The organism is candidate division WOR-3 bacterium, from assembly GCA_016867815.1.
Classification (GTDB): Bacteria; Hydrothermota; Tepidihabitantia; order Tepidihabitantales; family Tepidihabitantaceae; genus UBA2258.
Genome location: VGIR01000043.1, coordinates 1 through 20,725, shown reverse-complemented (window position 1 = coordinate 20,725; position 20,725 = coordinate 1). Strand labels below are relative to the sequence as shown.

The following is a 20,725-nucleotide window of genomic DNA, read 5'->3' as shown; positions in this document are numbered from 1 at the left end:
GCTGGTGTTCCCGCCGGATTCTAAGCCCGGGACTCTCCAATCACTCGCCGCCGACGCGGACATAGTCGTGGGCTGGCAGCCGGAAGAAGCGATGCTCGGGGCGGCGAAGCAACTGAAGCTGTTCATTAACCCCGGGGCGGGCGTACAGCACCTGCTCCCGAGGTTCAAGCGGTACTTCCGTGAGCGCGGCGTCGTGCTCATCAACGGTCATGGCAATGCCGGTTTCACCGCCCAGCATGCGGTCGCCCTGCTGCTGGCACTGACGAACCACGTGGTCCAGCACGACCGCTGGATGCGGCAGGGCCGGTGGCGTACCGGAGACACCGACGCGAAGTCCCTGCCGTTACGAGGTCGCGCCGTAGGCCTGCTTGGCTACGGCCGCGTCAACCGCCAGGTGCATTCCCTGCTGTCGCGGTTCGACACCAGCTTCGCGGTGCTGCGCCGGGAATGGACGGGCAGGAGCGAGCCGATGCCGACCCCGGCAGCGCGGTTCGAACCCACCGAGCTCGACCGGTTCCTTCAGCAGGTGGACGTCCTCATTGCGGCACTGCCCGAAACCGACGACACGCGCGGACTCATCCAGGCCCGGGAACTCGAACTCCTGGGTCCGGACGGGCTGGTGGTGAACGTCGGTCGCGGCCCGGTGTTTGACGAGGAGGCGCTGTACCGGGCGCTGCAGCAACGTACGATCCGGGGCGCGGCGATTGACGTCTGGTACAACTACGTGCCCGAGCCCGATCCCGATGGCCGGAGGTACCCATATCGGCTCCCGTTCCACCAGCTCGACAATGTCGTGCTCTCGCCGCACCGGGCCGCATCGCCGCTGGACGACCTAGCACGCTGGGACGAAGTCATGGAGAACATCCGGCGATTCGCGGCCGGACGGACGGACTTCCTTAACGCTGTCAACCTCGATCTGGGCTACTGACTTGTTCGCCGGCAGGCCCCGCTCCTTGACGATGTGCTGACGGTCAGCCAAACTTGTAAGATGAGACAAGTGCTGTGTGCGGCAGCGTTGCTACTGCCGGCCATAGTATCCGGCCAGCCGTACGACCACGTCACGGTGACGACCGACTCGTTCGTGACGCGGTTCGCACCGCTTGGCGCCTGGCTTGAGAACAACGTCGGCCTTGCCGACACCACCGTCTCGGCCGAAGCAATCTACGCCTCCTTTCCGGGACGGGACCGGGCGGAGAAGATTCGCAGTTTCATCCGCCATGCGTACCAGAACTGGGGCACGACCCATGTGCTCCTCGGCGGTGACGACGACATCCTGCCCTGCCGAAAGGGCTGGGTGGATGCATCGAGCATCCTGCCGCCGATAAAGGACACGGTTCCTACCGACCTCTACTTCTCCGACCTCGACGGCGACTGGGACCGGGACGGCGACAGTCTCTTCGGCGAGGTCGAGGATTCCGTCGACCTCTACCCCGACGTGCACGTGGCCCGGCTGCCGGCCACCTACATCAGTTCGGTAGACTTGTTTGTGGACAAGTTCCTCGCCTACTGTGCCGACTCGTCCGCCGCTTACCTGCGCAACGTACTCCTGACCGGGTTCGACATCTCCCACAATCCCGAGGTTCTCGGAGAAGCAACGATGGAGCTGTATGACTCCGCATACCTGCCGCAGAGCATGAAGCCCTGTACCAGGGTGTACGACTCGCACACCGGCAATCACCGCACCGCTGTGCTGAATGCACTGAACGCGGGCCAGCATATCTACATCCAATGGGACCACGGCGGGACCGATGCCTACGGTTGCGGCTGGGAGAACCACAACTGGACTCTTGGCAGAGCTGATGTCCAGAACCTCACCAACGGACCCAACTACACCATCTTCATCGCGGTCGGCTGTCTGACCGGGCACTTCGACGGGATGGACTGTATACTGGAGTACGCGCTGGGCGCGCCGAACGGTGGCGCTGTCGCCGGCATCGGCAACTCCCGCCTCGGGGTGCTTGATGCCTACAACCCGCAGCGGAAGTACGCAGCGATGATGGTCGAAGGTTTCGTCAGCTCGCTCTTCGGCCACTCCGGCCCGGGAAGCCTGGAGGATTTCACCGCGAGTCGTGCCCGGGCCGCGCCCTTTGCCGACACGAACCTGGTTTCTCGGTGGAGTGACTACGAGATGAACCTGATGGGTGCGCCGGCGATGCCGGTCTGGGTGACTTCGGGCAGCGGGGTTGAGGAAAACCACAAGCCCCGAGCTTCAAGCCCCAAGCTCGGAACTACCGTCGTGCGCGGCGTGCTGTTCCTGCCGCGGGACATGACCGAATTGCCGGGCAATTCGGATCGTGTCCCAAGGCCCCTGCTGCTGGACATCTGCGGCCGCAGCGTGATGACGCTGAAGCCCGGCCCCAACCACGTCTCGCACCTTGCCTCCGGGGTCTACTTCGTGTGCGCGGCCCAGCGCGTGAACCGAGTCGTTGTCGCAAGATAGGAGAATACGATGAGGGGAATTGCCGCGATCCTGGCCGCAGCCGTTGCGGTCGCCCTGGGTCTGACCGTGCCGGCCGAGCTGACGTTCGACCGGACACAGCTCGTCCTGCGGGAGCAGGACGGGCTGACCGCGGTCTCACTGGGGCACTGCGTGAGCGCGTGGGAGGTGGGCGCGCCCGCAGTCCCGATTGCCGTAGCTCAGCTTGTCATGCCGCAGGACATGAAGGTGACGGGTCTCACGGTCGACGCGGTCGAGACCGAGACGATTCCGTGCGCGTCGGCTGTCTACCCGGTGCAGCCGCCGCGGGTCATCTCCGACCCAGAACTGCCCGCTTCCGTCTCGCCCGACCCCAAGTACTACGGTTCGGTCTACCCGGCCGAAGTCGCGACGAACGGTCACCAAGGCTCGACGTTCGGCTACAACATCGCCAGCGTCTTCGTCGCGCCGGTCCAGTACGATGGGACGAGCAAGTTGCTTGTCTTCCATCGCCGGGTCCGGCTCACGCTTCACCTCGTGCCGGCTGACCTCGGCTACCTGCGGCCGGGCAACCGCAGCGCGGAAGCCGTCCGCCGCATCGAGGCGCAGATAGCGAGCATCGTCCTGAACCCGCAGGATATCGCCGCCTGCGCGCCGTAGCCTGAAGGAGGTCGCCCACGCGCGACCTACGCTCGCGCCTGTTGACAGCGCGCACCGCGTTCGTAGACTGACATAAAGGAGGCCCTGTGAGGAAACCCGTGTTGCTCGTGTCCGCACTTCTGCTGCTCATCAGTTGCAGCACCTTGTACGTGAAGGCCCCGCCCGGTCAGACCGTCACGCTGCTGGCGAACGAACCGGCAACGGTCAGGTTCGAACTCAGACAGGTTTCCCTGTTCTGGGGGTTGGTGCCAATCTCAAACGGCGCACTCAACACCGCCACCTGGGCCAGACAAGTCAATCTTAGTCAGATGCGCGTCAAGTCATACTACAAGTGGTACGAGTTCCTCTGGAACCTCCCGGGCTTCTTCCTTCTCGGGCTGCATACCAACACCGTCCTCATCGAAGGCAACCCCCCTGCGTTGGAGCGATAGCAGTCCGCGTTCGAGGACATGCACGTGCCGCACGACAGGAGAGCGGACCGCGGCCGGCCCGGACCGACTCGGCCGGGCAGAGGCTCTCAATCGTAAGCGAAAGGAAAACCCTCCGATGCAGAGAATCATAACCGCGTTCGTTTTTGCCCTGCTTGTCGTTTCCGGCTGCCGTGAATCCGCGCCGCAGCCGACCGCCAGACCGTCAGGCCCGCCGGCGGTCGACATCTCCACTCTGCCCGACTACCTGCGCTACCCGGGCGCGACCGCCGTCGAACGCATGGCGCTCAACACCGAGGACAGCAAAGGCACGAGCTGGACTCTCGTCTCCGCCGACCCGCGTCCGCAGATCGAAGCGTGGTACCAGTCATCCGTTGAGAAGGCTGGATGGGCCAGGGATCCGGAAGGCGGCAAGGTCGGCATGCTGGAGTGGATAAATCCGGACAAGACCGAGGTGATCAAGATGCTGGTCTACGAGAAGGACGGCAAGAGCAACATCTCCATCACCCAGGCTCTCAAGCTCAAGTCGTAGCGACTGCGGGACACTGTTGATTGAGGGGGACACGGGAAAACCGCGTCCCTCCTGGGGTAGACCGTAGTCTGCTGTCGCTCGGCTTTGGTTGACTTGTCTCGCCGCCGGCCCAGAATGGTTGGCGAAAGGAGTTTCCTCATGCGAAACCTGACAATCACATTCGTCCTTGCACTGCTTGTCGTTGCCGGATGCGGCTCGAAGGCAGAGAAGGTGCCCGCCGCCCCGCCTCAGCCCAAGGCCGAAGCGGCCACCGATCTTCCCAAGCTCTGGGATTTCTGGGCGACGTGGTGCCCTCCCTGCAAACAACTGAAGCCCATTATTGAAGCTCTGGAAACGGAGTATGCGGGAAAGATCGAGATCAAGTCCATCGATTCCGACGAGAACAAGGAACTGGCGAAGAAGTTCAACGTCCAGGCGATACCAACCCTTGTCTTCCTCGATGCCAAGGGCAACGAACTCTCGCGCATTGTCGGCCTTGTGCCGAGGGACACCATCGTGGGCCGCTTCAAGACCCACGGGTTCATCCAGTAGCAGCGGACCGGTTCTCTGGAGAGCGGGAGCGATGCTCCCGCTTTCTTTCAGCGGGGCGGCCCTAGCGGCGTCGCAGGACGGCCAGGAGCAGGTAGACGCCGATGGCAGCGGCGGCCACGAAGGCCGCGATGCCGATGACCGGCACCAGGCTCCTCAGTGCAGTCGGCGCCGCCACCACGAGCAGCGACGCGCCGACGATGATCGCCGCCAGCACGATGGCCGCAGCCAGCTGGTTGTTGGAGCCGCTGAGGTTCCGGACGATCTGGCGCAGCTCTTCGTGGTCAATCTGGAGTTTTATCTCGCCCTTCTTCAGCCAGTCGCTGATCTGTCTCAGGTCGGCGGGCAGGTCGCGGACCAGCGACTCGAAGTCGGCCTCGTAGCGGCGCAGGTCCTTGAACCAGCCCAGCGGGCCGAACCGGCGCCAGGCCAGTCTTTCGAGGAACGGCTTCATTTCCTCGATGAAGTTGAATTCCGGGTCGATGAGCAGACCGAGCCCTTCGACCGTGGCGAGGCCGCGCACGACCATCGCGAGCCCGGCGGGAACTGTAATCCGGTGCCGGCGAATGACGGCCAGCAGTTCGCGCAGCACGCGCCCGAACGACAGCTCGCGCAGATTCGCCCCGTAGTAGCGGTCGAGCAGATCCCTGATGTCGGTGTGCAGGCCGGCTTCGTCAACGTGCGCGCCCTTCGAGCCGACTTTGAGCACGAGCCGCAGCAATCGGTTGCTGTCCTGCCGATAGGCGGCGAGCAGCATGTCGACCAGCAAGTCGCGGGTTTCGTCGTCGATGCGGCTGAACATGCCGTAGTCGATCACGCCCAGCCGGCCGTCGGACATCACGACCAGGTTGCCGGGATGCGGGTCGGGCTGGAAGAACCCGTGCTCGAAAATCATCTTCATGTACACGCGGCCGCCGGACTGCCCGAGCTTGTGTCGGTCGATACCCGCCTGCCCGAGCCCGGCCGCGTCGGTCGCCTTCACCCCGGTGAACAGATCGAGGACGAGCAGCCGGCTGGTCGTGCAGTTCCAGTGTATCTTCGGGACAATAACCGACGGGTCGTCAACGAAGTTGCGACGGCAGATGTCAGCGTTCTGTCCTTCGTGGACGAAATCCAGCTCGAGCCTGAGGCTGCGGTCGAACTCGGCGACGAGGCCAACCGGGTCATACATCACGAGGTCGGGCTGATGCCGCTCGATGAACCTGGCGACCGATGCGAGGATGGCGAGGTCGCCGTCTATCATCCGGGCTATGCCGGGCCGTTGCACCTTGACCGCCACTTCCTCGCCGGTCGCGAGTCTGGCACGGTGGACCTGGGAGAGGGAAGCGGCGGCCAGTGGCTCGCGGTCGAACTCGGCAAAGATGTCGTCCGGCAGACGGCAGGTCTCGGTAGCTACGACGCGCTCCACCTCATCGTATGGGATACCCGGAACATTGTCCTGCAGCTTCGCCAGCGCCTTGACGAAGTCGGGCGGCACAAGATCTGGCCGCGTGGAGAGCATCTGCCCGAGCTTGATGAACGTCGGCCCGAGTTCCTCGAGTGCCTTGACCAGTCGTTCCGGCTCGCTCAGCGCCGCTGCGTCGGGTCGCGCCTTGCGCCCGAACCTCAGCCGTCCTTCCAGCCCCAGCCGCATCGCCAACTCCGCCAGTCCGTGTCGCACCAGCACCGCGCCGATGTGTCGCGCGCGGGTGAACTGGCGCCGGCCCTTCAGCCACCCGAACGGATCAAACTCGGGCAGCGACGGCTGGTCGGGGCGGCGGCACGGTCCTTCAGGCGTTTGGGACAAGGGAATCTCTCCTCGGTCGGGTCAGCCGGCATCCACTCCGCATATGTGATGATATCTCGACCGCGGAGTGCTGTCAAACCGCAATGGAACGCAGAGGCGGCCCGGGGCGCCTCTGTTCGATGCTCTCGGCGGAGGGTCAGTGCCGCAGCAGGCGCAGTCCCTGCACTGACTGGAACCAGGCCTGCAGGCGCACCTCCTTCTGCTGTATTCGCAGCTGTCCGACGCTGATCATAGCGAAGTAGCCTTGCTCGGTACGGCACCCCGCAACCATCGCGCCGGGAACTCGCGCCGAGCTCCTCCACGCGCTGTCCCCGACCGGCGGCACCCGGCTCTGCTCGCCCGCGAGCTCCGCGAAGCTCGTGACGTGCCAGCGTCCGGCCGGCACGCTGCCGCCCGAGTCATCCGGTGCGAGGCCGGGACTCGCGAGATAGTAGGTCGGACCGCTGGAGCCCGGTTTGAAGTCGGTCACGTAGAAGTCAACCAGATCGACCCACGCCGTATCGCTCATGTCGTACGTCGCCGCGGCGCGACCCGGCCCGGGCCAACCGCAACCCGGTCTGCCCGTGCCGCTCAACTCGCCGACCGTGGTCGTGCCGCTTTGCACCGGTATCGTCGACAGCGTCTCCTCGGGTTCGACGTAGATGCCGCCGAACCGCGCGAGCACGCGATAGTCACCGGTGAGGCCGGCAGGGTCGTGCACGCAGGTCGTGTCGTTTGTCTCGAGCGCGACGCGCAGCGTGTCGCGGGCCGGCTTGAACATCACCCGGTAGAGGTTGGGCACGCCTTCGACCGGCGGACTCCAGGCAAGCCGCACCGTCGAATCGGTCTCTGCCCATAGCGACAGGCTGCGTGCCGGCCCGCTCGGGATGCTGACAGCAGTGACTGACAACGGGTCGGACCAGATGGAAAGCAGCCCTGCGCTGTCGCGAGCCCGGACGGCAATCGCGTATGTCCCGGCGGTGTCGAAGTCATGGTTGACCGATGTGGTCTCGCCGCTCGCGGCCCAGTTGCCCCAGTCGGCCACTGTCCCGCCCCAGTCGAACTGGAACTCGATACGCTGACCCTGCGGGTGGACTGCCATTACCTTGTACGTGTACGCCACGCCGGTGGTACAGGAGACCGGTCCGATGGGTGAGATCGGCTTCTCCGGCGGTGACTGGTTGCGGCAGGCGGCAAGCAAAACGAACGGGAGCACGTAGAGCACGGAATTTCTCATTCGACCTCCTGTTGACTTGCTGTCGTTCTACAGCGCCGAGCGCGCATAGTCAAGCGCGGCTGAACCCCAACATTTCCGCGTGACCGAAGCCAGCCGGACCTAGAACAGTTCGGCCAGCACCAAGTCTAGGCTGAGGCGGGTATCTCCGCGACGCACAGCGACCTGGTAATGTGTACCTGACGCGGCCCGCAGCATTTCGCGTATCCGGCTCAGGCCTCCCAGTGCTTCCGGCGACTGGCCGTCCACGGTTTCGATGACGTCGCCGGTCTTGAATCCGGCCTTGTCCGCAGGCGTGTTCGCGGCCACACAGATGGCCTCGAAGCTGCCGCTGTCATTCCGGCTGACTTGGAGCCCGCTGCGGTCAAGCACCATCGGTTTGCCGAACTCTGACCCCTTCTCCACTACGACACGCTTGCCCCGGTAGTCGAGGTAGAGCACGAAGTTGTGCAGCACCGAATTGCCCACGGTCCCGAGCACGCTGGTCCCGGCAAAGGCACCCGGGCCGGCCTCGACCGGCACCGACAGCACCGGCCGCTCCAACTTGAACCCGGCCAGTTCCGCGTCAGCGAACTGCACCAGTCGATGGCGCTGTCTGCCTCCCATTCCGGCGGCGAGCCGCTCAACCCCGCTTCTCGCGGCCAGCCCGAACTTCTCGACCGCGTGGTGGTGAAACGCCGATATTGAAGCGCCGATGTCGAGCCGCCACTGCCCGCGATACTCCCCGTCGACCGCCATCTCTACCACCGGGATGTTTGCCTCAACACGCATCGGTATCGTCCGACCCGGACCACGGTAGACGAAACTCTCGGGCCGAAGGAGCGTGACCGTCTGGCCGGCGAAGTCCACCCTGGTCACGAACTTGGAGAGGAAGTCGTAGCCCAGGATGCCGGCCGGCTCGGTTCCGGTGTTCCGGCGCATCAGCTCCGCTATTCCCAGTACCACCATCGGCTGGCTTTCCAACTCGATGCCACCAACGCGCAATCGCGGGACCGAAGCAAAGCCGGTCTTCACTGAACCGGCCACGCCCATCGCCTCGACTTCGCCCTTGGTCTCAAGCCCGAGTTCGTTCGCGAACTCCCGGTCAATCACCGACCCACCCGCGCCGCAGTCGAGAATCCAGAGCCGCTCTTTCCCCGCCACTGTCACCGGCACGTAGATGTGGTTCTCGATGAACTGCGCCGCGACTCTATCGCCGGCATCGACCTCTCCCGGTCCGGCCCGGCCGGGCAGCGCACACCCGGCCGCGAAGAACAACAGCAACAGCGACAACTTCGGAATCCCCTTGCTCACGGCATACCCCCTATCGGTCCGGCTTCCGGGCCGAGACCTTCACGCTGACTACCGTCCCGGCAATCCGCGTTACTTCCTCACGGGAGACTTTCAAATCCTTCACGACCGCCTGCGCAGTCGGGTCGTTCTGCATCAAGTCGACCGGGAACGAATCCTCGCTCGCGACATGTATCTTCTCGAACCCGGCCTGCTCGATCGCTCGCAGGTATTCGTCTTTGAGGCTGGCCCCGGCCAGGCAGCCGACATAGGCCGCCACCGACTCCTGCACGACCTTCGGCAGCGGCGCAGTCAACACCAGGTCCGACACCATCAGCCTGCCGCCCGGCTTCAGCGCCCGGAACGCCTCGGCAAACACGCGCGCCTTGTCCGGCGCCAGGTTGATGACACAGTTGGAGATGACCGCGTCCACCGAGCCGTCAGCCACCGGCAAATTCTCGATCTCTCCGAGCCGGAACTCGACGTTGGCGACTCCGGTCTTGCGCGCGTTCTCGCGCGCCTTTTCGAGCATCTCCGGCGTCATGTCGACGCCGATGACCCGGCCCCTGCTGCCGACCTTCTTCGCGGCCAGGAAGCAGTCGAATCCCGCGCCCGAGCCCAGGTCCAGTACGACCTCGCCTTCTCTCAGCGACGCCAGCGCCACCGGGTTGCCGCAGCCCAGCCCGAGGTTTGCGCCCTCGGGCGCCGCTGCCAGCTCCGCGTCCGAGTAACCGACTCTGCGGCTCACATCCTCTGCGGTCGGCGCCGTGCCGCAGCAAGAGCTCTGCGGCCCGCAGCAGGACCCGGAACCCTTCGCCACCTTCGCGTATCCTTCGCGCACCACCCGTTTCACATCATCCGTCTTCATCACAACTCCTCAACTGTCCTCTTATTCATTCCCGCCCAACATCGGCTTCAAAATCACCTTCACGGTACCGGATAGCGCGTCGGCCTTGATCAGCGTGATGCAGCAGAGCTTGTCTCCGTCGCTCACCGAAACCACTGCCAGCTTATCCCCGGCCTTGATGCCGGCCCGCTCCCGGATTTCCTTCGGCAGCACCATCTGACCCCGCTCGTCCACCGTCACCACCGATTCGACCTTGCAGCACTCGACCTTCATCGGCTTCGCCATAGTAGCTCCTCACGCTTCGGTCTTCCTGAACTATCAGACTCTTCTGATAGTGTAGGCCGGTGTCGACCGAGGTCAAGCGGTCACCAAGTGACGGCGCGAACAGCAGGGAGTCGGATCCGGAGTCCTACCACAAAGACACCAAGAAACGAAGGTCCAGACGGGCAGGAATTGCCCGCGAGCCTGCAGTTCCCTTCCGATCCTCTTTGTGCCTTTGTGCCTTGGTGGTAATCTCCCATCGGGTTTCCTGGGTCCGCGGGGGCGTCATATCCGATTCCTGGCTGTCCCGAGCTGGGAGGGCAGGCCATCGAAGATCTGCCCTCCACCTGCGCTCACTGCGCCTTCTTCTCCTCAGACGGGCAGCAGACGACCTTAATGACCCGCTGCTTGCCGTCGAGCTTCAGGTCTCCCATCTCCGTCCCGCAACACGCCCCGCAACCCTCGACATTGACCGTGACCCGGCACTCGCCGACGCCCTTCTCTTCCGCCTTTTCCTTCTTCTCCTCGGACATACCTTACCTCCGGTTTGAGAACTACTTACGATCCCTGGCCATACACGGCCAACCACAGTACGATTGCACCTATGCTGACCATTCTGAATAGTTAGACTATTCAGACCAGAGAGAGGTTTCAAGAAATCCTCTCCCGGCCGCGGGCGGGGGCGCGAGCCCGGCCGGACGTTTCGCCGGAACCGGGCGAGCGGAAGGATCGGACGGATGAGACATTTGACACCGGTGGCGGCGGGATTACCATCATCACACTGATCCGAAAGGAACCGCTATGCCGGTGAAGAACTTCAGGGCGAGGATAGCGCCGATGGGTGACGCGCGCTGGTCCTGCATAAGGATACCGTTCGACGTCGAATCGGCATTCGGCAGCAAAGCCAGGGTCGCGGTCAAAGGGACGGTCAACGGGTTCGCGTTCCGCTCCTCCATCTTCCCGGACGGCTCTGGCAGCCACTTCATGATGTTGAACAAGGCGATACGCGAGGGCGCAAAGGTCGATACCGGCGACACTGTGGCAGTAGCGATGGAGCCGGACACCAAAGCCCGTACCATCGCGGTCCCAAAAGACCTCAAGGCTGCCCTCGCTCTACTCCCCACTCTCCACTCTCTCTTCTCAAACCTCTCCTACTCCCACAAGAGAGAATACGTCGACTGGATATCCGAGGCGAAGCGGCCCGAGACTCGTCAGGCCCGCATCCGCAAGGCGTTGGAGTTGCTCGCGACGAGAAAGACCCCAAAAGGCTAGGACGGCAACGATGGCCATCGCCATCCGCCCGTACGTCCGCGGCCAGGATGACGAGATACGTGTCGATATCTACAACCGCGCACACGCGGAAGACGACGACTTCGTACCAACGACCGTCGAAGAGACTCGTCTCTGGGACCAGTCACCGGAAGAACCGCACCGTCACCGCTTCATCGCCAGCCTCGACGGCGTCCCGGCCGGGTTCGGGTTCGCGTACGTTGACCCGCACCGCACCGACGGCAAAGGCATGATGTCCGGTCCGCACGTGCCACCGGAGTTCCGGCGCCAGGGCGTCGGCACCGCGCTGGCCCGCAGGGTGCTCTCCGACCTCGCGCAACGCGGCCGGTACGTCGCCGAATCCCATGAACGCGACCGGGCCGATATCAACGGCTTCCTCGCCTCGCTAGGATTCAAGCCGACACGCCGGTTCAGCGAGATGCAGCGACCGCTTGCTGACCTGCCACGCGGCATCGGCGAATCCACCGAAGTCGAGCTCGAGGTCGTCGCACCGACCCAGGAGAACCTCGAGGTGAACGTCGCCATCGAGAACGAGGCATTCAAAGAGCACTTCAACTACCGGCCGGTCAAGCTGGTCGAGCTCGAATTCTGGGCCCGTGCCTTCGCCGAAGAAGGCACAATCTTCCACATCTCCCTGGCCCGCGTCGGCGGCACGCCGGTTGCCTACCTCTGGTACGGCTACGACCCGAAAGAGATAGCGCACCTCAGGAAGAACCGCGGCGGGCTCTGGGACATCGGCGTGCTCAAACCCTGGCGCGGCCGCGGCGTCGCCAAGGCGCTGATGCTCGCGGGCATGAAACAACTGAAGACGGACGGCATGGACGAGGTCCGACTCTATGTCGACGACACCAACGTTACCGGCGCACACCACCTCTACGAGCGGCTGGGCTTCGCGCTCGTCCACCGCGACTTGGTCCACTCACTCGACCTGGCCGGCAAGTAGTTGCCCATCGTGAGCATCCTGATTCGTCCCTACGTCTCCGGCCAAGACGACGCGCTCTGGCTCGACATCCAGAACCGTGCGCTGGATGAGTACCCGGAGTACACGCCGGAGAATGCGGCCGACTTCGAACTCCACAAACAGGGCCCATGGTTCGACGCGGCCGGAATGATGATTGCCGAGCTCGACGGCGGGCCCGCGGGCTGTACCGACGCGTACATCGACCGCAAGGCCGACGAGGAACATGGCTACCTCGAAGGCCCGTGGGTACTGCCCGAGTTCCGCCGGCGCGGTGTCGGGTCCGGGCTCGCCCGGTCGGCATTCGCGAGCCTGAAGGACCGAGGCAAGACCAGGGTTCAACTCTGGCACCGCGACATTCCGGCCAATGTCGCCTTTGCCCAGCGCCTGGGCTTCCGATGCGTCCGCATCTTCCAGTCTATGAGCCACGACCTGAAGTCGGTGCCGCGCTCGGTAGGCGAACACCGCGACGCGGCGATTGTCGAGATGCCGGCCGATGACGCGACAATCGAACTCGAATGCCGACTCTGGAACGAGAGCTTTCGTGAGCACTTCAACTACCGGCCGATGACCACCGCCGAAACCGGCTACATGTACCGCACGGCTCGCGAGCGGAACGAATGGCTCTTCACGCTCGTGGCACAGCTTGAAGGGCAGCCGGTCGGATTCCTCGTCGGCGGGTCAGACCCGGCAGAAGTGAGGCGTCGTAGCCGAGATATCGGCAGCCTGTACATACTGGGCGTGCTCGAAGCCTATCGAAACCGGGGCATCGCCAAGGCCCTGCTCATATCCGGGCTGGAACGGCTGAAGGACCGCGGCATGGCCGAGGCCGAGCTTGGCGTAGACACCGAGAACGTCACCGGGGCTCTGCATCTCTACGAACTGCTCGGATTCAAAACTACCCGCCGCCGGCTGACGCAGATGCGGGAACTAACCTGAAGGAGGATACGATGCTCGACGAGAAAGAACTCGAGAAGCGCGCGCGGGAACAGGTGGAGGCCCAGAAGGGGTTCTACATCCACCTGCTGACCTACCTCATCGTCAACGCCGGCCTGTTCCTCGTCAACGCGGGAACGCGAGGACGCTACGGTGGCTGGTGGTTCTACTGGCCCCTGTTCGGCTGGGGAATCGGGCTGGCCTCGCACGCCTTCAACGTATTCGGCGTACTGGCGCTGTTCACCAGCGACTGGGAAGAACGGCAAGTGAAGAAGCTGATGGACAGGGAACGCCGGCGCAACCAGTAGGCCGGATCAGCCGCAAAGGAGAAACGATGGCCACGAAGCGACAAGAGAAATCCTGGCGGGAGAAGCTGGCTCAAAGCAAAGACCTGCCCAAGACCATGGTCATACCCTCCCCTGCGGAGGTCGACGAGGTGATGTGCCGGGTACCGAAAGGCAGCCTCGCGACCATCAACGAAATCCGCGCCTGTCTCGCGAAGAAACACGGTACCGACATCGCCTGCCAGATGACTACCGGGATTTTCGCGTGGATTGCGGCCCACGCCGCCGAGGAAGCGCGTGCCGCAGGCCGGAAAGAGACAACTCCGTACTGGCGCACGCTGAAGACCGGCGGCGAACTCAACCCCAAATACCCCGGCGGCATCCCGGCCCTGAAGAAGCGCCTTGCCGCCGAAGGGCACAAGGTTGTCAGGAAAGGCAGCAAGTTCCTGGTCGCCGACTTCGACAAGAAGCTCGCCGTACTCTGAGTTCGGTCCAAACATCCGCCTGACGCGTGCGGGTTCGCAGGAACGCACGTCCATATGGCCGTTGACTCCTGCCCGAGCGGGGTGTATCCTCTACCTACGTGACACTCACACGCCTTCGGCCGATCCGAGGCAGCGGCACAGGGACACAAATGCAGGCGAGTAGGCGGAGCGACTTGCTTCTGGCGACCTCGCTGCTGGCGGTGGCCTTGGCTTTGGCAGGCTGCACGAAGAAGGCGCCGGCAAGGCCCGATAAGCCAAGCGGCCGGAGCCGAGTGGCGGTCGACGGCCCGGCAACCTTCTCTTCGATGACAAACGACCCAAACCAGGACGAGGTACTCTACCTGTTTGACTGGGGCGACGGACTGGCTGACACGACCGCGCTGTTGCCGTCGGGTGAAACCGCCACGGCTCGTCACGCCTGGACGGGCACCGGCGTGTACGCGGTTCGGGTTAGAGCCCAGGACTCGAAGGGCTATTGGAGCGGCTGGTCCGACACCCTGACCGTCACGGTCACCGTGAACCACCCGCCGGAACGACCGCTCAGACCGACGCACGCGGGCATCGACTCGGTGGGCAAACCCATCGCCTTCACGACCTCCTCGACCGACGCAGAAGGCGATTCGGTCCGGATAAAGTACTACTTTGCGGAAGGCCAGGTCAGCGGCTATGGCCCGGCAGTAGCCGGCGGCGCGGCCTATACGGACACGGTAGTCTATTCACAGAACGGCTGGAAGGTGGTCTACGCCGTGGCCTCGGATGGGACCGATACATCGGACTGGTCCGCTCCCGACAGCATCTACGTCAGGTCGCCTGACGTAGCTCCGTATGCCCCGGAGATCAGGACCCAGTACACGCCGCAGCGCGGCATTCCCAACGGCCCGGCGTACCGGTTCTTCGCCGCTGCCCGCGACCAGTACGGAGACAGCCTCTACTACCGCTGGTACTTCGATGGAAGCGACTCGGTGACCTCCCGGTTGTTCCCATCCGGCGTTGAGGGCTTTGCCGAGTGGACGCCGACCGGCGATACCCATAGCTACTTGGTGACGGTACGTGTGTTTGACCAGAACGGGAATACCAACCCGACCACGCCCATGATCGTTTTCAAAACCGTGGCCGAGGGAGAGATACTTTGGGGCCTCCCCGGCGATTTCGTCGCCTCGCCCGCAATCGGGCCTGCACTCTGGCGCGGCGACACTTGGACCGGAGTCATCTGCGGCAGCACCGACGGCTACCTGCACGTGGTGGATGCCTACCAGTCGTTCCCCATCAACCAGATCTCCCTTGTCGACCCCGACGCCTACAACTCGTCGGTGGCCATCGGTGTTGATGGTACGAGGTACACAGGTAACGAAAACGGCTGGCTCTACGCATTCAGTCCCGAGGACAGCCGCGACACCTTCAAGTGGCGGTTCGGCAACGGCCTCGACGGCATGACCGCAACTCCGGCGCTGGCCGGAGACGGCAGCATCTACTGCGGCGGCGAGGACCAGCAAATCCACAAACTCAGCAGCAACGGAACCAGGGTCTGGAGCTATGCGCTGCGCTCGTGGATGGCAAGTTCGCCCGCCATCGGGCCGGACGGAAGGATCTACTGCTGCGACGGTAGCGGCTACACCTATTGCCTGAACAGCGACGGCACGCTCGGCTGGGAAGTCGGTACCGACAGCACGGTGTTCATCACCTCCTCGCCCGCGGTCGCAGCCGACGGCACGGTTTACGTCGGCACCGAGGGCGGACGGCTGCTGGCAATCAAGGACGGCAGCATCGCGTGGTCCTACGAGGTAACTTCCCCGCCTCCGCGCAATGGCATATCGTCATCCCCGGTGCTCGGCCCTGACGGGAACATCTACTTCGGCTGTGACGACGGCAGGCTCTACCGCATCGACCAGAACACGCATCAGCCGGCGAGCAACTGGCCGGTCACGGTCCCGACGACAGACATGTTGAGCAGCACTCCCCTGCTCTGCGCCGACGGGGTTGTCTACGTCGCCGATGACTCCGCACTCTACGCCTTTGACGTGAACAACCCCGGCGCCGGGCCCCTGTGGAAGACGACTCTGGTGACGTCCCGCAAGAGCGGAGCAGGGCGCCTGTCACTCGACAACCAGCCGTCTCCGGTGGTTGACCGGTACGGTGTTGTCTACATCGCGGCTGGCAGCGGTATCTTCGCCATCGCGGGAAGGCCGGGCGGTACCCTGGCCGCGACCGACTGGCCAATGTTCCACCACGATCCGGAGCACACCGGTCGCTTCGGGGCGAGGTAGCCGGGCAAGCAGGAGTAGTACGGGATGCGCCTGGGCAGAGTCCTTTCCGGAGCGGCGCTGCTGCTCCTCTCCTGCGCGGCGGAGTCCGTCCCTACCGTACCCATGGCCCCGCTGGGGACCGACACCCTCGGCCAGCATCAGCCGGGCAAATTCGCGTTCTACACGGCGACCGACCGGATCGAACGCGTCCGGTACATCGCATACTGGGGCGATAACGCCGCCGATACATCCGGCTTCGTGCGGGTTGGTGACACCGTGGAAATGACGCACACTTGGTCGGATACCGGGCTGTTTTCTGTCCGGAGCCGCGCCCAGACCGAGATCGGCAAGCTGTCCGACCTGTCCACACCTCACCCGGTGCTGGTCCGCAACTACGCACCGCAGACGCCGGACGGCGTGTTCGGGCCGGATACGGTCAGAACGGATTCGAACGGCGAGTTCCGGACGGTCACCACCGATCCGGAAGCCGACGTGATTGCCTACACCTTCGCCTGGGGAAACGGCGATACCGTGAGAGCACCCGGCTATGCCTCAGGTGATACGGCGCGTATGCTTGGCTCCTGGTCTGTGCCGGGCGAGTACGAGGTAAGGAGCATGGCCTCGGACCCGGCAGGACACGCCAGCCTCTGGTCGACACCGCACAGAGTCGTCGTGCTCCCGTAGCCGGCGACCTCGCCCAGCTTCCGGGGCTACTTGGTTCGCGTCTTTGCGTCCAGGTGGAGGAGTCGTCTGACGCGGAGTTCGGGTGTTGGGCGTCGAAGCCGGGGCGAAGGGTAGCTCGGGTTCCGCTCTTTTGTGGCTTCGTGTATCTGCAGGGGATCTGGACTCGGTTCGGCTAGAACCGAAAGAGCTTCTCGCCGAGCAGGGCCGCTGACACCCGGCCGTGCATCACCCGGCCGAGGAAGGGCGAGTTGCGGGAGAGCGAACGGACATTGTCGGCCGCGTACTTCCACTCCGCTTTCAGGTCGAGGACGACCAGCTCGGCTTCGGAAGCCGGAGCGACTGCGGCGGGCGGCAGGTTCAGGATTCGGCGCGGCGCTACCGCAAGCCGGGCGATGTAGTCAGCCAGGGGCAGGGCCCTGCCAAGGACAAGCTGCTCGTAGCCCAGGCTGAACGCGGTCTCAAACCCGATGATACCTGGAGGTGCCGCATCAAACTCCGCTTCCTTCTCGCCTTTCAGGTGCGGCGCATGATCGGTGGCGATAGCGTCAATCGTGCCATCGGCCAGCCCGGCTATGACCGCGCGTCGGTCAGCCTCGGCCCGCAGCGGCGGATTGACCTTGCAGTTGGTGTCGAAGTCCGTCAGCGCATCCTCGGTCAGGACGAAGTAGTGCGGACAGGTCTCAGCCGTGACCTGCACGCTGCGCGCCTTGGCCCAGCGGATGACGTCGACCGTGGACTTTGCCGAGACGTGGGCGATGTGCAGCCGCGCCCGCGTGAACTCGGCGAGCAGGACGTCGCGCGCCGCCTGCGCCGACTCGGCCACGTCCGGTCCTGACTTCAGCCCGAGCTTCGTCGAGACCCGTCCCTCGTTCGCGACACCCTCAACCAGCTCCTTGACTTCGCAGTGGGAAATGACCGGGACATCGAATGCCTTGCAGTATTCGAGTACGCGGCGCATCACCTGGGCGTCGTCGATGGGCGAGCCGTCGTCCGAGAAGGCCACCGCGCCGGCATCGACCATGGAGCCGATCTCCGCCAGCTCTTTCCCCTGTCTGCCTTTGGTGCAGCAGCCGATCGGGTGGAGCCGGGCGAATCCCGCTTCTGCTGCCCGGCGGACTTCGAACCGGACCTGCGCCTCGGTATCGATGGCCGGTTCCGTGTTCGGCATCGGGCAGACGCGCGTGAACCCGCCCGCCAAAGCGGCCGCAGTGCCGCTGGCAATGGTCTCTTCGTCCTCGCGCCCGGGCTCGCGGAGATGGCAGTGCATGTCCACCAATCCCGGCGCGATGTGCTTGCCGCGGCAGTCGAGCACCTCAGTACCAGCTCCCGCTGCGATGCTCGCTTCCACCTTCTCGATGCGGCCGCCGACCACCAGCACGTCGGCCCGGCGCACGCTGCCCTTCAGCGGGTCGACGACGCTCCCGCCCTGCAGCAGCAGCCTATCCTTGGTCTCCGCCTTCATGCCGACCCTCACCCACTCCTCACCATCGCTCCGCTCTCCCTCTCCTCGCCGAGGAGAGGGTCGTGGTGAGGAGCACTCTGACTTCCAGCATCTAGCTTCTGACTTCGCCTTCTCCGCCGGCAAGAAGGAACAACACCGCCATCCGCACCGCCACGCCGTTCGTGACCTGCGGCAGCACCAATGCCCGGCTGAAGTCGGCAACGTCGAAGTCCATCTCCACGCCCCAGTTCACCGGCCCCGGATGGGTGACAACAACCTCGGGCGCCAGCTTCCGCAGACGTTCTGCGGTCAGGCCGTAGAAGGCGCGATACTCGCGTACCGTGGGAAAGCTCGACGAAGTGATCCGCTCCTGCTGGACCCGGAGCATGTTCACGACATCCACCTCATTGAGTATCCGGTCCAGACGGTAGAAGACCTCGCAGCCGTACTCCTCGACGTCGGGTGGGATCATCGTCGGCGGGCCGCAGACAGCCACCTCGGCTCCGAGTTTGGTGAAGCAGAGCAGATTCGAGCGGGCGACCCGCGAGTGGGCAATGTCGCCGACTATCAGTATCCGCTTTCCGTCCAGGCTGCCGAGTTTCTCCCGCAGAGTGAAAGCATCGAGCAGGGCCTGGGTCGGATGCTCGTGCGCGCCGTCGCCGGCGTTCACTACGAAGGCCTTCACGTGCCGTGACAGAAAGTGAGGCGCGCCCGGTGACTGATGCCGTATGATGATACCGTCCACGCCCATCGCCTCGATGTTCCGCGCCGTGTCGAGCAGGGTCTCGCCCTTGGATACCGCCGAAGTCGCCTTGCTGAAGTTGACGCACCCGCAGCTCAGGCGGCTGGCAGCGAGGCCGAAGGAAGTTGACGTGCGGGTCGAGGCCTCGAAGAATAGGTTCACCACCGTCCGGCCGCGCAGCGCGGGCACGATGGGAATCGGGCGATCCAGCACCTCGCGGAAGGTGCGGGCCTGGTCGAGAATTGTCAGGATTTCGGAACGGTCAAGACCCTCAATGCCGAGCAGGTGCCTCGACCTCAACTTCATTTTGGCTTTTGACTCTTAGCTCTTGGCTTTTGGCTTTGTCCGACCTTGGTCAGCACAATCTCGTCCCTGCCGTCGGTCTCCTTCAGGAAAATGTCGACCAGGTCAGACCGTCGGGTCTTGATGACCCGGGCCACGAAGTCCGGCTGAATCGGCAGTTCGCGGTGTCCGCGGTCGACCAGAGCCGCCAGCTGTATCGCCCTGGGCCGCCCGAAGTCAAGCAACTCGCTCAATGCCGCGCGAATGGTGCGCCCGGTGAAGACCACGTCATCCACCAGCACCAGGGTCCTGCCGTTGATGTCAAAGCCGATTTCCGAACCCCGCACAATCGGGGTCTCCGCTACCATCTGCAGGTCGTCGCGGTACAGGGTGATGTCAATCGCTCCGACCGGGATTCCCGGCTGGCGGCCGGCGCTAAGCCGCGCCGCCAGCCGCTCGGCTATCGGCACGCCCCGGCGCTTGATGCCGACCAGGGCAAGGTCCTGGACTCCCCGATTGTGGCGGCTGATCTGGCCGGCGAGCCTGGCGACGAGGACGCTTACGGCCTTGGCGTCGGCCAGCCGCCGCGTCATTTCACCAGCAACCCGACCGGTATCAGGACGCAATACCCGAGGACCAGGAGTATCGGCGCCAGCGTGATTGAACCCGATGCGAGGCTGATGAATCCGGCGGCGATAGTCACGAGGCCGACGCCCAGGATGGCGTAGTTCTTCTTGCTGAGATTGATCATGGGCCGGAGCGGCTTCTTCGATGCCGGCTTCGGCTTCACCGGCTGAGACTTGGCAGGCTTGCGGTCAGGTTTCATACGGTAGTTACCTCGGCGTCCATCTTAACGGGCCTTGCGGTGAAGTCAAGCCGAGCTAGCCCTGGCGCAAGCGCTGGCTGACCAGTGGTCAAGTGGTCCAGTGTTCCAGTGGTCTAGTGCCGGACAAGGAAGAACCAGGAAACTGCGTCATCTCCGCAATCTGCGGATGTTCCTCTTCGCATCCACAACTATGAACTCTGGGCTCTGGTCTCTGGATTCTGGTCTATCCGGCCCGACCTGTGGCGGTCCATCCGTGTCCATCTGCGTTCATCTGTGGTTACTACGACTCCGGATCCGGACCTTGGCGATCTTGGCGGTTTCTCCAGTCCTCACTTCCGCACTCTGCCTTCCGTATTCGAACTCCCGTCCTTGCTCGCCCCTTCGCATTCCTTTCAGTCAATCTGCATTTTGCAGTTTGCATTCTGCACTTTGACTACATCTCAGCTTGGCTCATCATCAAGCCGAAGCCGCTCGTCCGGCGGTGGCGGCGCAAACCGCTTCTCCAGGTACGCGACAATATCCTCCGTCCGCACCGGTTCCGGCGTCATGCGTCTTGCGTCATGCGTATCGCGTTCCCCGGCGTTCTCTCGCCTGACCGTGCCCTCCTTTCGGCG

The 20,725-nt window shown here is 64.1% G+C and carries 23 protein-coding genes; 13 read left to right on the top strand and 10 right to left on the bottom strand.

The genetic code is table 11. From position 1 onward, the window contains the following. Positions 1-4: 4 nt before the first annotated feature. The 6 genes from FJY68_08015 to FJY68_07990 all read left to right on the top strand — a co-directional run bounded on the left by FJY68_08015 (position 5) and on the right by FJY68_07990 (position 4,567). A complete protein-coding gene (locus tag FJY68_08015) occupies positions 5-928 on the top strand; it encodes a hypothetical protein (protein ID MBM3331779.1) in 924 nt (307 codons plus the stop codon). 60 nt (positions 929-988) lie between these two features. Further along, on the top strand, positions 989-2,440 hold the full coding sequence (locus FJY68_08010; protein MBM3331778.1) for a hypothetical protein: 1,452 nt from the start codon (positions 989-991) through the stop codon (positions 2,438-2,440). 9 nt (positions 2,441-2,449) lie between these two features. Then, a complete protein-coding gene (locus FJY68_08005) occupies positions 2,450-3,076 on the top strand; it encodes a hypothetical protein (GenBank protein MBM3331777.1) in 627 nt (208 codons plus the stop codon). Between the two features lie 86 nt (positions 3,077-3,162). Next, positions 3,163-3,507 carry a hypothetical protein gene (locus tag FJY68_08000; GenBank protein ID MBM3331776.1) on the top strand — a complete coding sequence of 115 codons (345 nt, stop codon included), beginning with the start codon at positions 3,163-3,165 and terminating at the stop codon, positions 3,505-3,507. A 115-nt stretch (positions 3,508-3,622) separates the two neighbouring features. Beyond that, on the top strand, positions 3,623-4,036 hold the full coding sequence (locus FJY68_07995) for a hypothetical protein (GenBank protein MBM3331775.1): 414 nt from the start codon (positions 3,623-3,625) through the stop codon (positions 4,034-4,036). Positions 4,037-4,174: 138 nt separating this feature from the next. Next, the gene (locus FJY68_07990; GenBank protein ID MBM3331774.1) at positions 4,175-4,567 is read left to right on the top strand and encodes a thioredoxin family protein; all 393 of its coding nucleotides are present in this window, start codon (positions 4,175-4,177) and stop codon (positions 4,565-4,567) included. Between the two features lie 61 nt (positions 4,568-4,628). Here FJY68_07990 and FJY68_07985 read toward each other — a convergent pair whose 3' ends face one another. The 6 genes from FJY68_07985 to FJY68_07960 all read right to left on the bottom strand — a co-directional run bounded on the left by FJY68_07985 (position 4,629) and on the right by FJY68_07960 (position 10,473). Beyond that, a complete protein-coding gene (locus tag FJY68_07985; protein ID MBM3331773.1) occupies positions 4,629-6,350 on the bottom strand; it encodes an AarF/ABC1/UbiB kinase family protein in 1,722 nt (573 codons plus the stop codon). A 136-nt stretch (positions 6,351-6,486) separates the two neighbouring features. Beyond that, positions 6,487-7,566 carry a hypothetical protein gene (locus tag FJY68_07980; GenBank protein ID MBM3331772.1) on the bottom strand — a complete coding sequence of 360 codons (1,080 nt, stop codon included), beginning with the start codon at positions 7,564-7,566 and terminating at the stop codon, positions 6,487-6,489. Positions 7,567-7,665: 99 nt separating this feature from the next. Continuing rightward, positions 7,666-8,856 carry a PDZ domain-containing protein gene (locus tag FJY68_07975; GenBank protein ID MBM3331771.1) on the bottom strand — a complete coding sequence of 397 codons (1,191 nt, stop codon included), beginning with the start codon at positions 8,854-8,856 and terminating at the stop codon, positions 7,666-7,668. A 10-nt stretch (positions 8,857-8,866) separates the two neighbouring features. Next, on the bottom strand, positions 8,867-9,700 hold the full coding sequence (gene arsM / locus FJY68_07970) for an arsenite methyltransferase (protein ID MBM3331770.1): 834 nt from the start codon (positions 9,698-9,700) through the stop codon (positions 8,867-8,869). Between the two features lie 21 nt (positions 9,701-9,721). Beyond that, positions 9,722-9,964 (bottom strand): AbrB/MazE/SpoVT family DNA-binding domain-containing protein, encoded by a 243-nt coding sequence (locus tag FJY68_07965; GenBank protein MBM3331769.1) that lies wholly within the window; start codon positions 9,962-9,964, stop codon positions 9,722-9,724. Positions 9,965-10,293: 329 nt separating this feature from the next. After that, positions 10,294-10,473, bottom strand: a complete 180-nt coding sequence (locus FJY68_07960; GenBank protein MBM3331768.1) for a hypothetical protein — start codon at positions 10,471-10,473, stop codon at positions 10,294-10,296. 268 nt (positions 10,474-10,741) lie between these two features. Between FJY68_07960 and FJY68_07955 the strand changes: the two genes are divergently transcribed. The 7 genes from FJY68_07955 (at position 10,742) to FJY68_07925 (ending at position 16,820) form a co-directional block, all read left to right on the top strand. Beyond that, positions 10,742-11,212 carry a DUF1905 domain-containing protein gene (locus FJY68_07955; protein MBM3331767.1) on the top strand — a complete coding sequence of 157 codons (471 nt, stop codon included), beginning with the start codon at positions 10,742-10,744 and terminating at the stop codon, positions 11,210-11,212. A gap of 10 nt (positions 11,213-11,222) precedes the next feature. Continuing rightward, the gene (locus FJY68_07950; GenBank protein MBM3331766.1) at positions 11,223-12,173 is read left to right on the top strand and encodes a GNAT family N-acetyltransferase; all 951 of its coding nucleotides are present in this window, start codon (positions 11,223-11,225) and stop codon (positions 12,171-12,173) included. Beyond that, a complete protein-coding gene (locus tag FJY68_07945; GenBank protein MBM3331765.1) occupies positions 12,174-13,127 on the top strand; it encodes a GNAT family N-acetyltransferase in 954 nt (317 codons plus the stop codon). An 11-nt stretch (positions 13,128-13,138) separates the two neighbouring features. Continuing rightward, on the top strand, positions 13,139-13,432 hold the full coding sequence (locus FJY68_07940) for a 2TM domain-containing protein (GenBank protein ID MBM3331764.1): 294 nt from the start codon (positions 13,139-13,141) through the stop codon (positions 13,430-13,432). A 26-nt stretch (positions 13,433-13,458) separates the two neighbouring features. After that, positions 13,459-13,893, top strand: coding sequence for a hypothetical protein (locus tag FJY68_07935; GenBank protein ID MBM3331763.1), 435 nt, complete (start codon positions 13,459-13,461; stop codon positions 13,891-13,893). Between the two features lie 98 nt (positions 13,894-13,991). After that, entirely contained in the window at positions 13,992-16,157 is a 2,166-nt protein-coding gene (locus tag FJY68_07930; GenBank protein MBM3331762.1) for a hypothetical protein, read from the top strand. A 24-nt stretch (positions 16,158-16,181) separates the two neighbouring features. Beyond that, on the top strand, positions 16,182-16,820 hold the full coding sequence (locus FJY68_07925; protein MBM3331761.1) for a hypothetical protein: 639 nt from the start codon (positions 16,182-16,184) through the stop codon (positions 16,818-16,820). Between the two features lie 172 nt (positions 16,821-16,992). Here FJY68_07925 and FJY68_07920 read toward each other — a convergent pair whose 3' ends face one another. The 4 genes from FJY68_07920 to FJY68_07905 all read right to left on the bottom strand — a co-directional run bounded on the left by FJY68_07920 (position 16,993) and on the right by FJY68_07905 (position 20,111). Then, a complete protein-coding gene (locus FJY68_07920) occupies positions 16,993-18,282 on the bottom strand; it encodes a dihydroorotase (GenBank protein ID MBM3331760.1) in 1,290 nt (429 codons plus the stop codon). Positions 18,283-18,373: 91 nt separating this feature from the next. Beyond that, positions 18,374-19,309 (bottom strand): aspartate carbamoyltransferase catalytic subunit, encoded by a 936-nt coding sequence (locus FJY68_07915; protein ID MBM3331759.1) that lies wholly within the window; start codon positions 19,307-19,309, stop codon positions 18,374-18,376. Next, entirely contained in the window at positions 19,306-19,878 is a 573-nt protein-coding gene (gene pyrR, locus FJY68_07910) for a bifunctional pyr operon transcriptional regulator/uracil phosphoribosyltransferase PyrR (GenBank protein MBM3331758.1), read from the bottom strand. The genes FJY68_07915 and pyrR overlap by 4 nt, the downstream gene beginning before the upstream one ends. Further along, a complete protein-coding gene (locus tag FJY68_07905) occupies positions 19,875-20,111 on the bottom strand; it encodes a DUF3098 domain-containing protein (GenBank protein ID MBM3331757.1) in 237 nt (78 codons plus the stop codon). Before FJY68_07905 ends, pyrR begins: the two co-directional genes overlap by 4 nt. Positions 20,112-20,725 lie beyond the last annotated feature (614 nt).

Excerpts from the sequence above, each read along its gene's own strand:
- FJY68_07950 (MBM3331766.1), top strand. The coding sequence starts at position 11,223 with ATGGCCATCGCCATCCGCCCGTACGTCCGCGGCCAGGATGACGAGATA.
- FJY68_07990 (MBM3331774.1), top strand. The coding sequence starts at position 4,175 with ATGCGAAACCTGACAATCACATTCGTCCTTGCACTGCTTGTCGTTGCC.
- FJY68_07965 (MBM3331769.1), bottom strand. The coding sequence starts at position 9,964 with ATGGCGAAGCCGATGAAGGTCGAGTGCTGCAAGGTCGAATCGGTGGTG.
- FJY68_07935 (MBM3331763.1), top strand. The coding sequence starts at position 13,459 with ATGGCCACGAAGCGACAAGAGAAATCCTGGCGGGAGAAGCTGGCTCAA.
- FJY68_07925 (MBM3331761.1), top strand. The coding sequence starts at position 16,182 with ATGCGCCTGGGCAGAGTCCTTTCCGGAGCGGCGCTGCTGCTCCTCTCC.
- FJY68_07940 (MBM3331764.1), top strand. The coding sequence starts at position 13,139 with ATGCTCGACGAGAAAGAACTCGAGAAGCGCGCGCGGGAACAGGTGGAG.
- FJY68_07955 (MBM3331767.1), top strand. The coding sequence starts at position 10,742 with ATGCCGGTGAAGAACTTCAGGGCGAGGATAGCGCCGATGGGTGACGCG.
- FJY68_07980 (MBM3331772.1), bottom strand. The coding sequence starts at position 7,566 with ATGAGAAATTCCGTGCTCTACGTGCTCCCGTTCGTTTTGCTTGCCGCC.
- FJY68_07905 (MBM3331757.1), bottom strand. The coding sequence starts at position 20,111 with ATGAAACCTGACCGCAAGCCTGCCAAGTCTCAGCCGGTGAAGCCGAAG.
- FJY68_07915 (MBM3331759.1), bottom strand. The coding sequence starts at position 19,309 with ATGAAGTTGAGGTCGAGGCACCTGCTCGGCATTGAGGGTCTTGACCGT.
- FJY68_07960 (MBM3331768.1), bottom strand. The coding sequence starts at position 10,473 with ATGTCCGAGGAGAAGAAGGAAAAGGCGGAAGAGAAGGGCGTCGGCGAG.
- FJY68_08005 (MBM3331777.1), top strand. The coding sequence starts at position 2,450 with ATGAGGGGAATTGCCGCGATCCTGGCCGCAGCCGTTGCGGTCGCCCTG.
- FJY68_08010 (MBM3331778.1), top strand. The coding sequence starts at position 989 with ATGAGACAAGTGCTGTGTGCGGCAGCGTTGCTACTGCCGGCCATAGTA.
- FJY68_07995 (MBM3331775.1), top strand. The coding sequence starts at position 3,623 with ATGCAGAGAATCATAACCGCGTTCGTTTTTGCCCTGCTTGTCGTTTCC.
- FJY68_07920 (MBM3331760.1), bottom strand. The coding sequence starts at position 18,282 with ATGAAGGCGGAGACCAAGGATAGGCTGCTGCTGCAGGGCGGGAGCGTC.
- pyrR (MBM3331758.1), bottom strand. The coding sequence starts at position 19,878 with ATGACGCGGCGGCTGGCCGACGCCAAGGCCGTAAGCGTCCTCGTCGCC.
- arsM (MBM3331770.1), bottom strand. The coding sequence starts at position 9,700 with ATGAAGACGGATGATGTGAAACGGGTGGTGCGCGAAGGATACGCGAAG.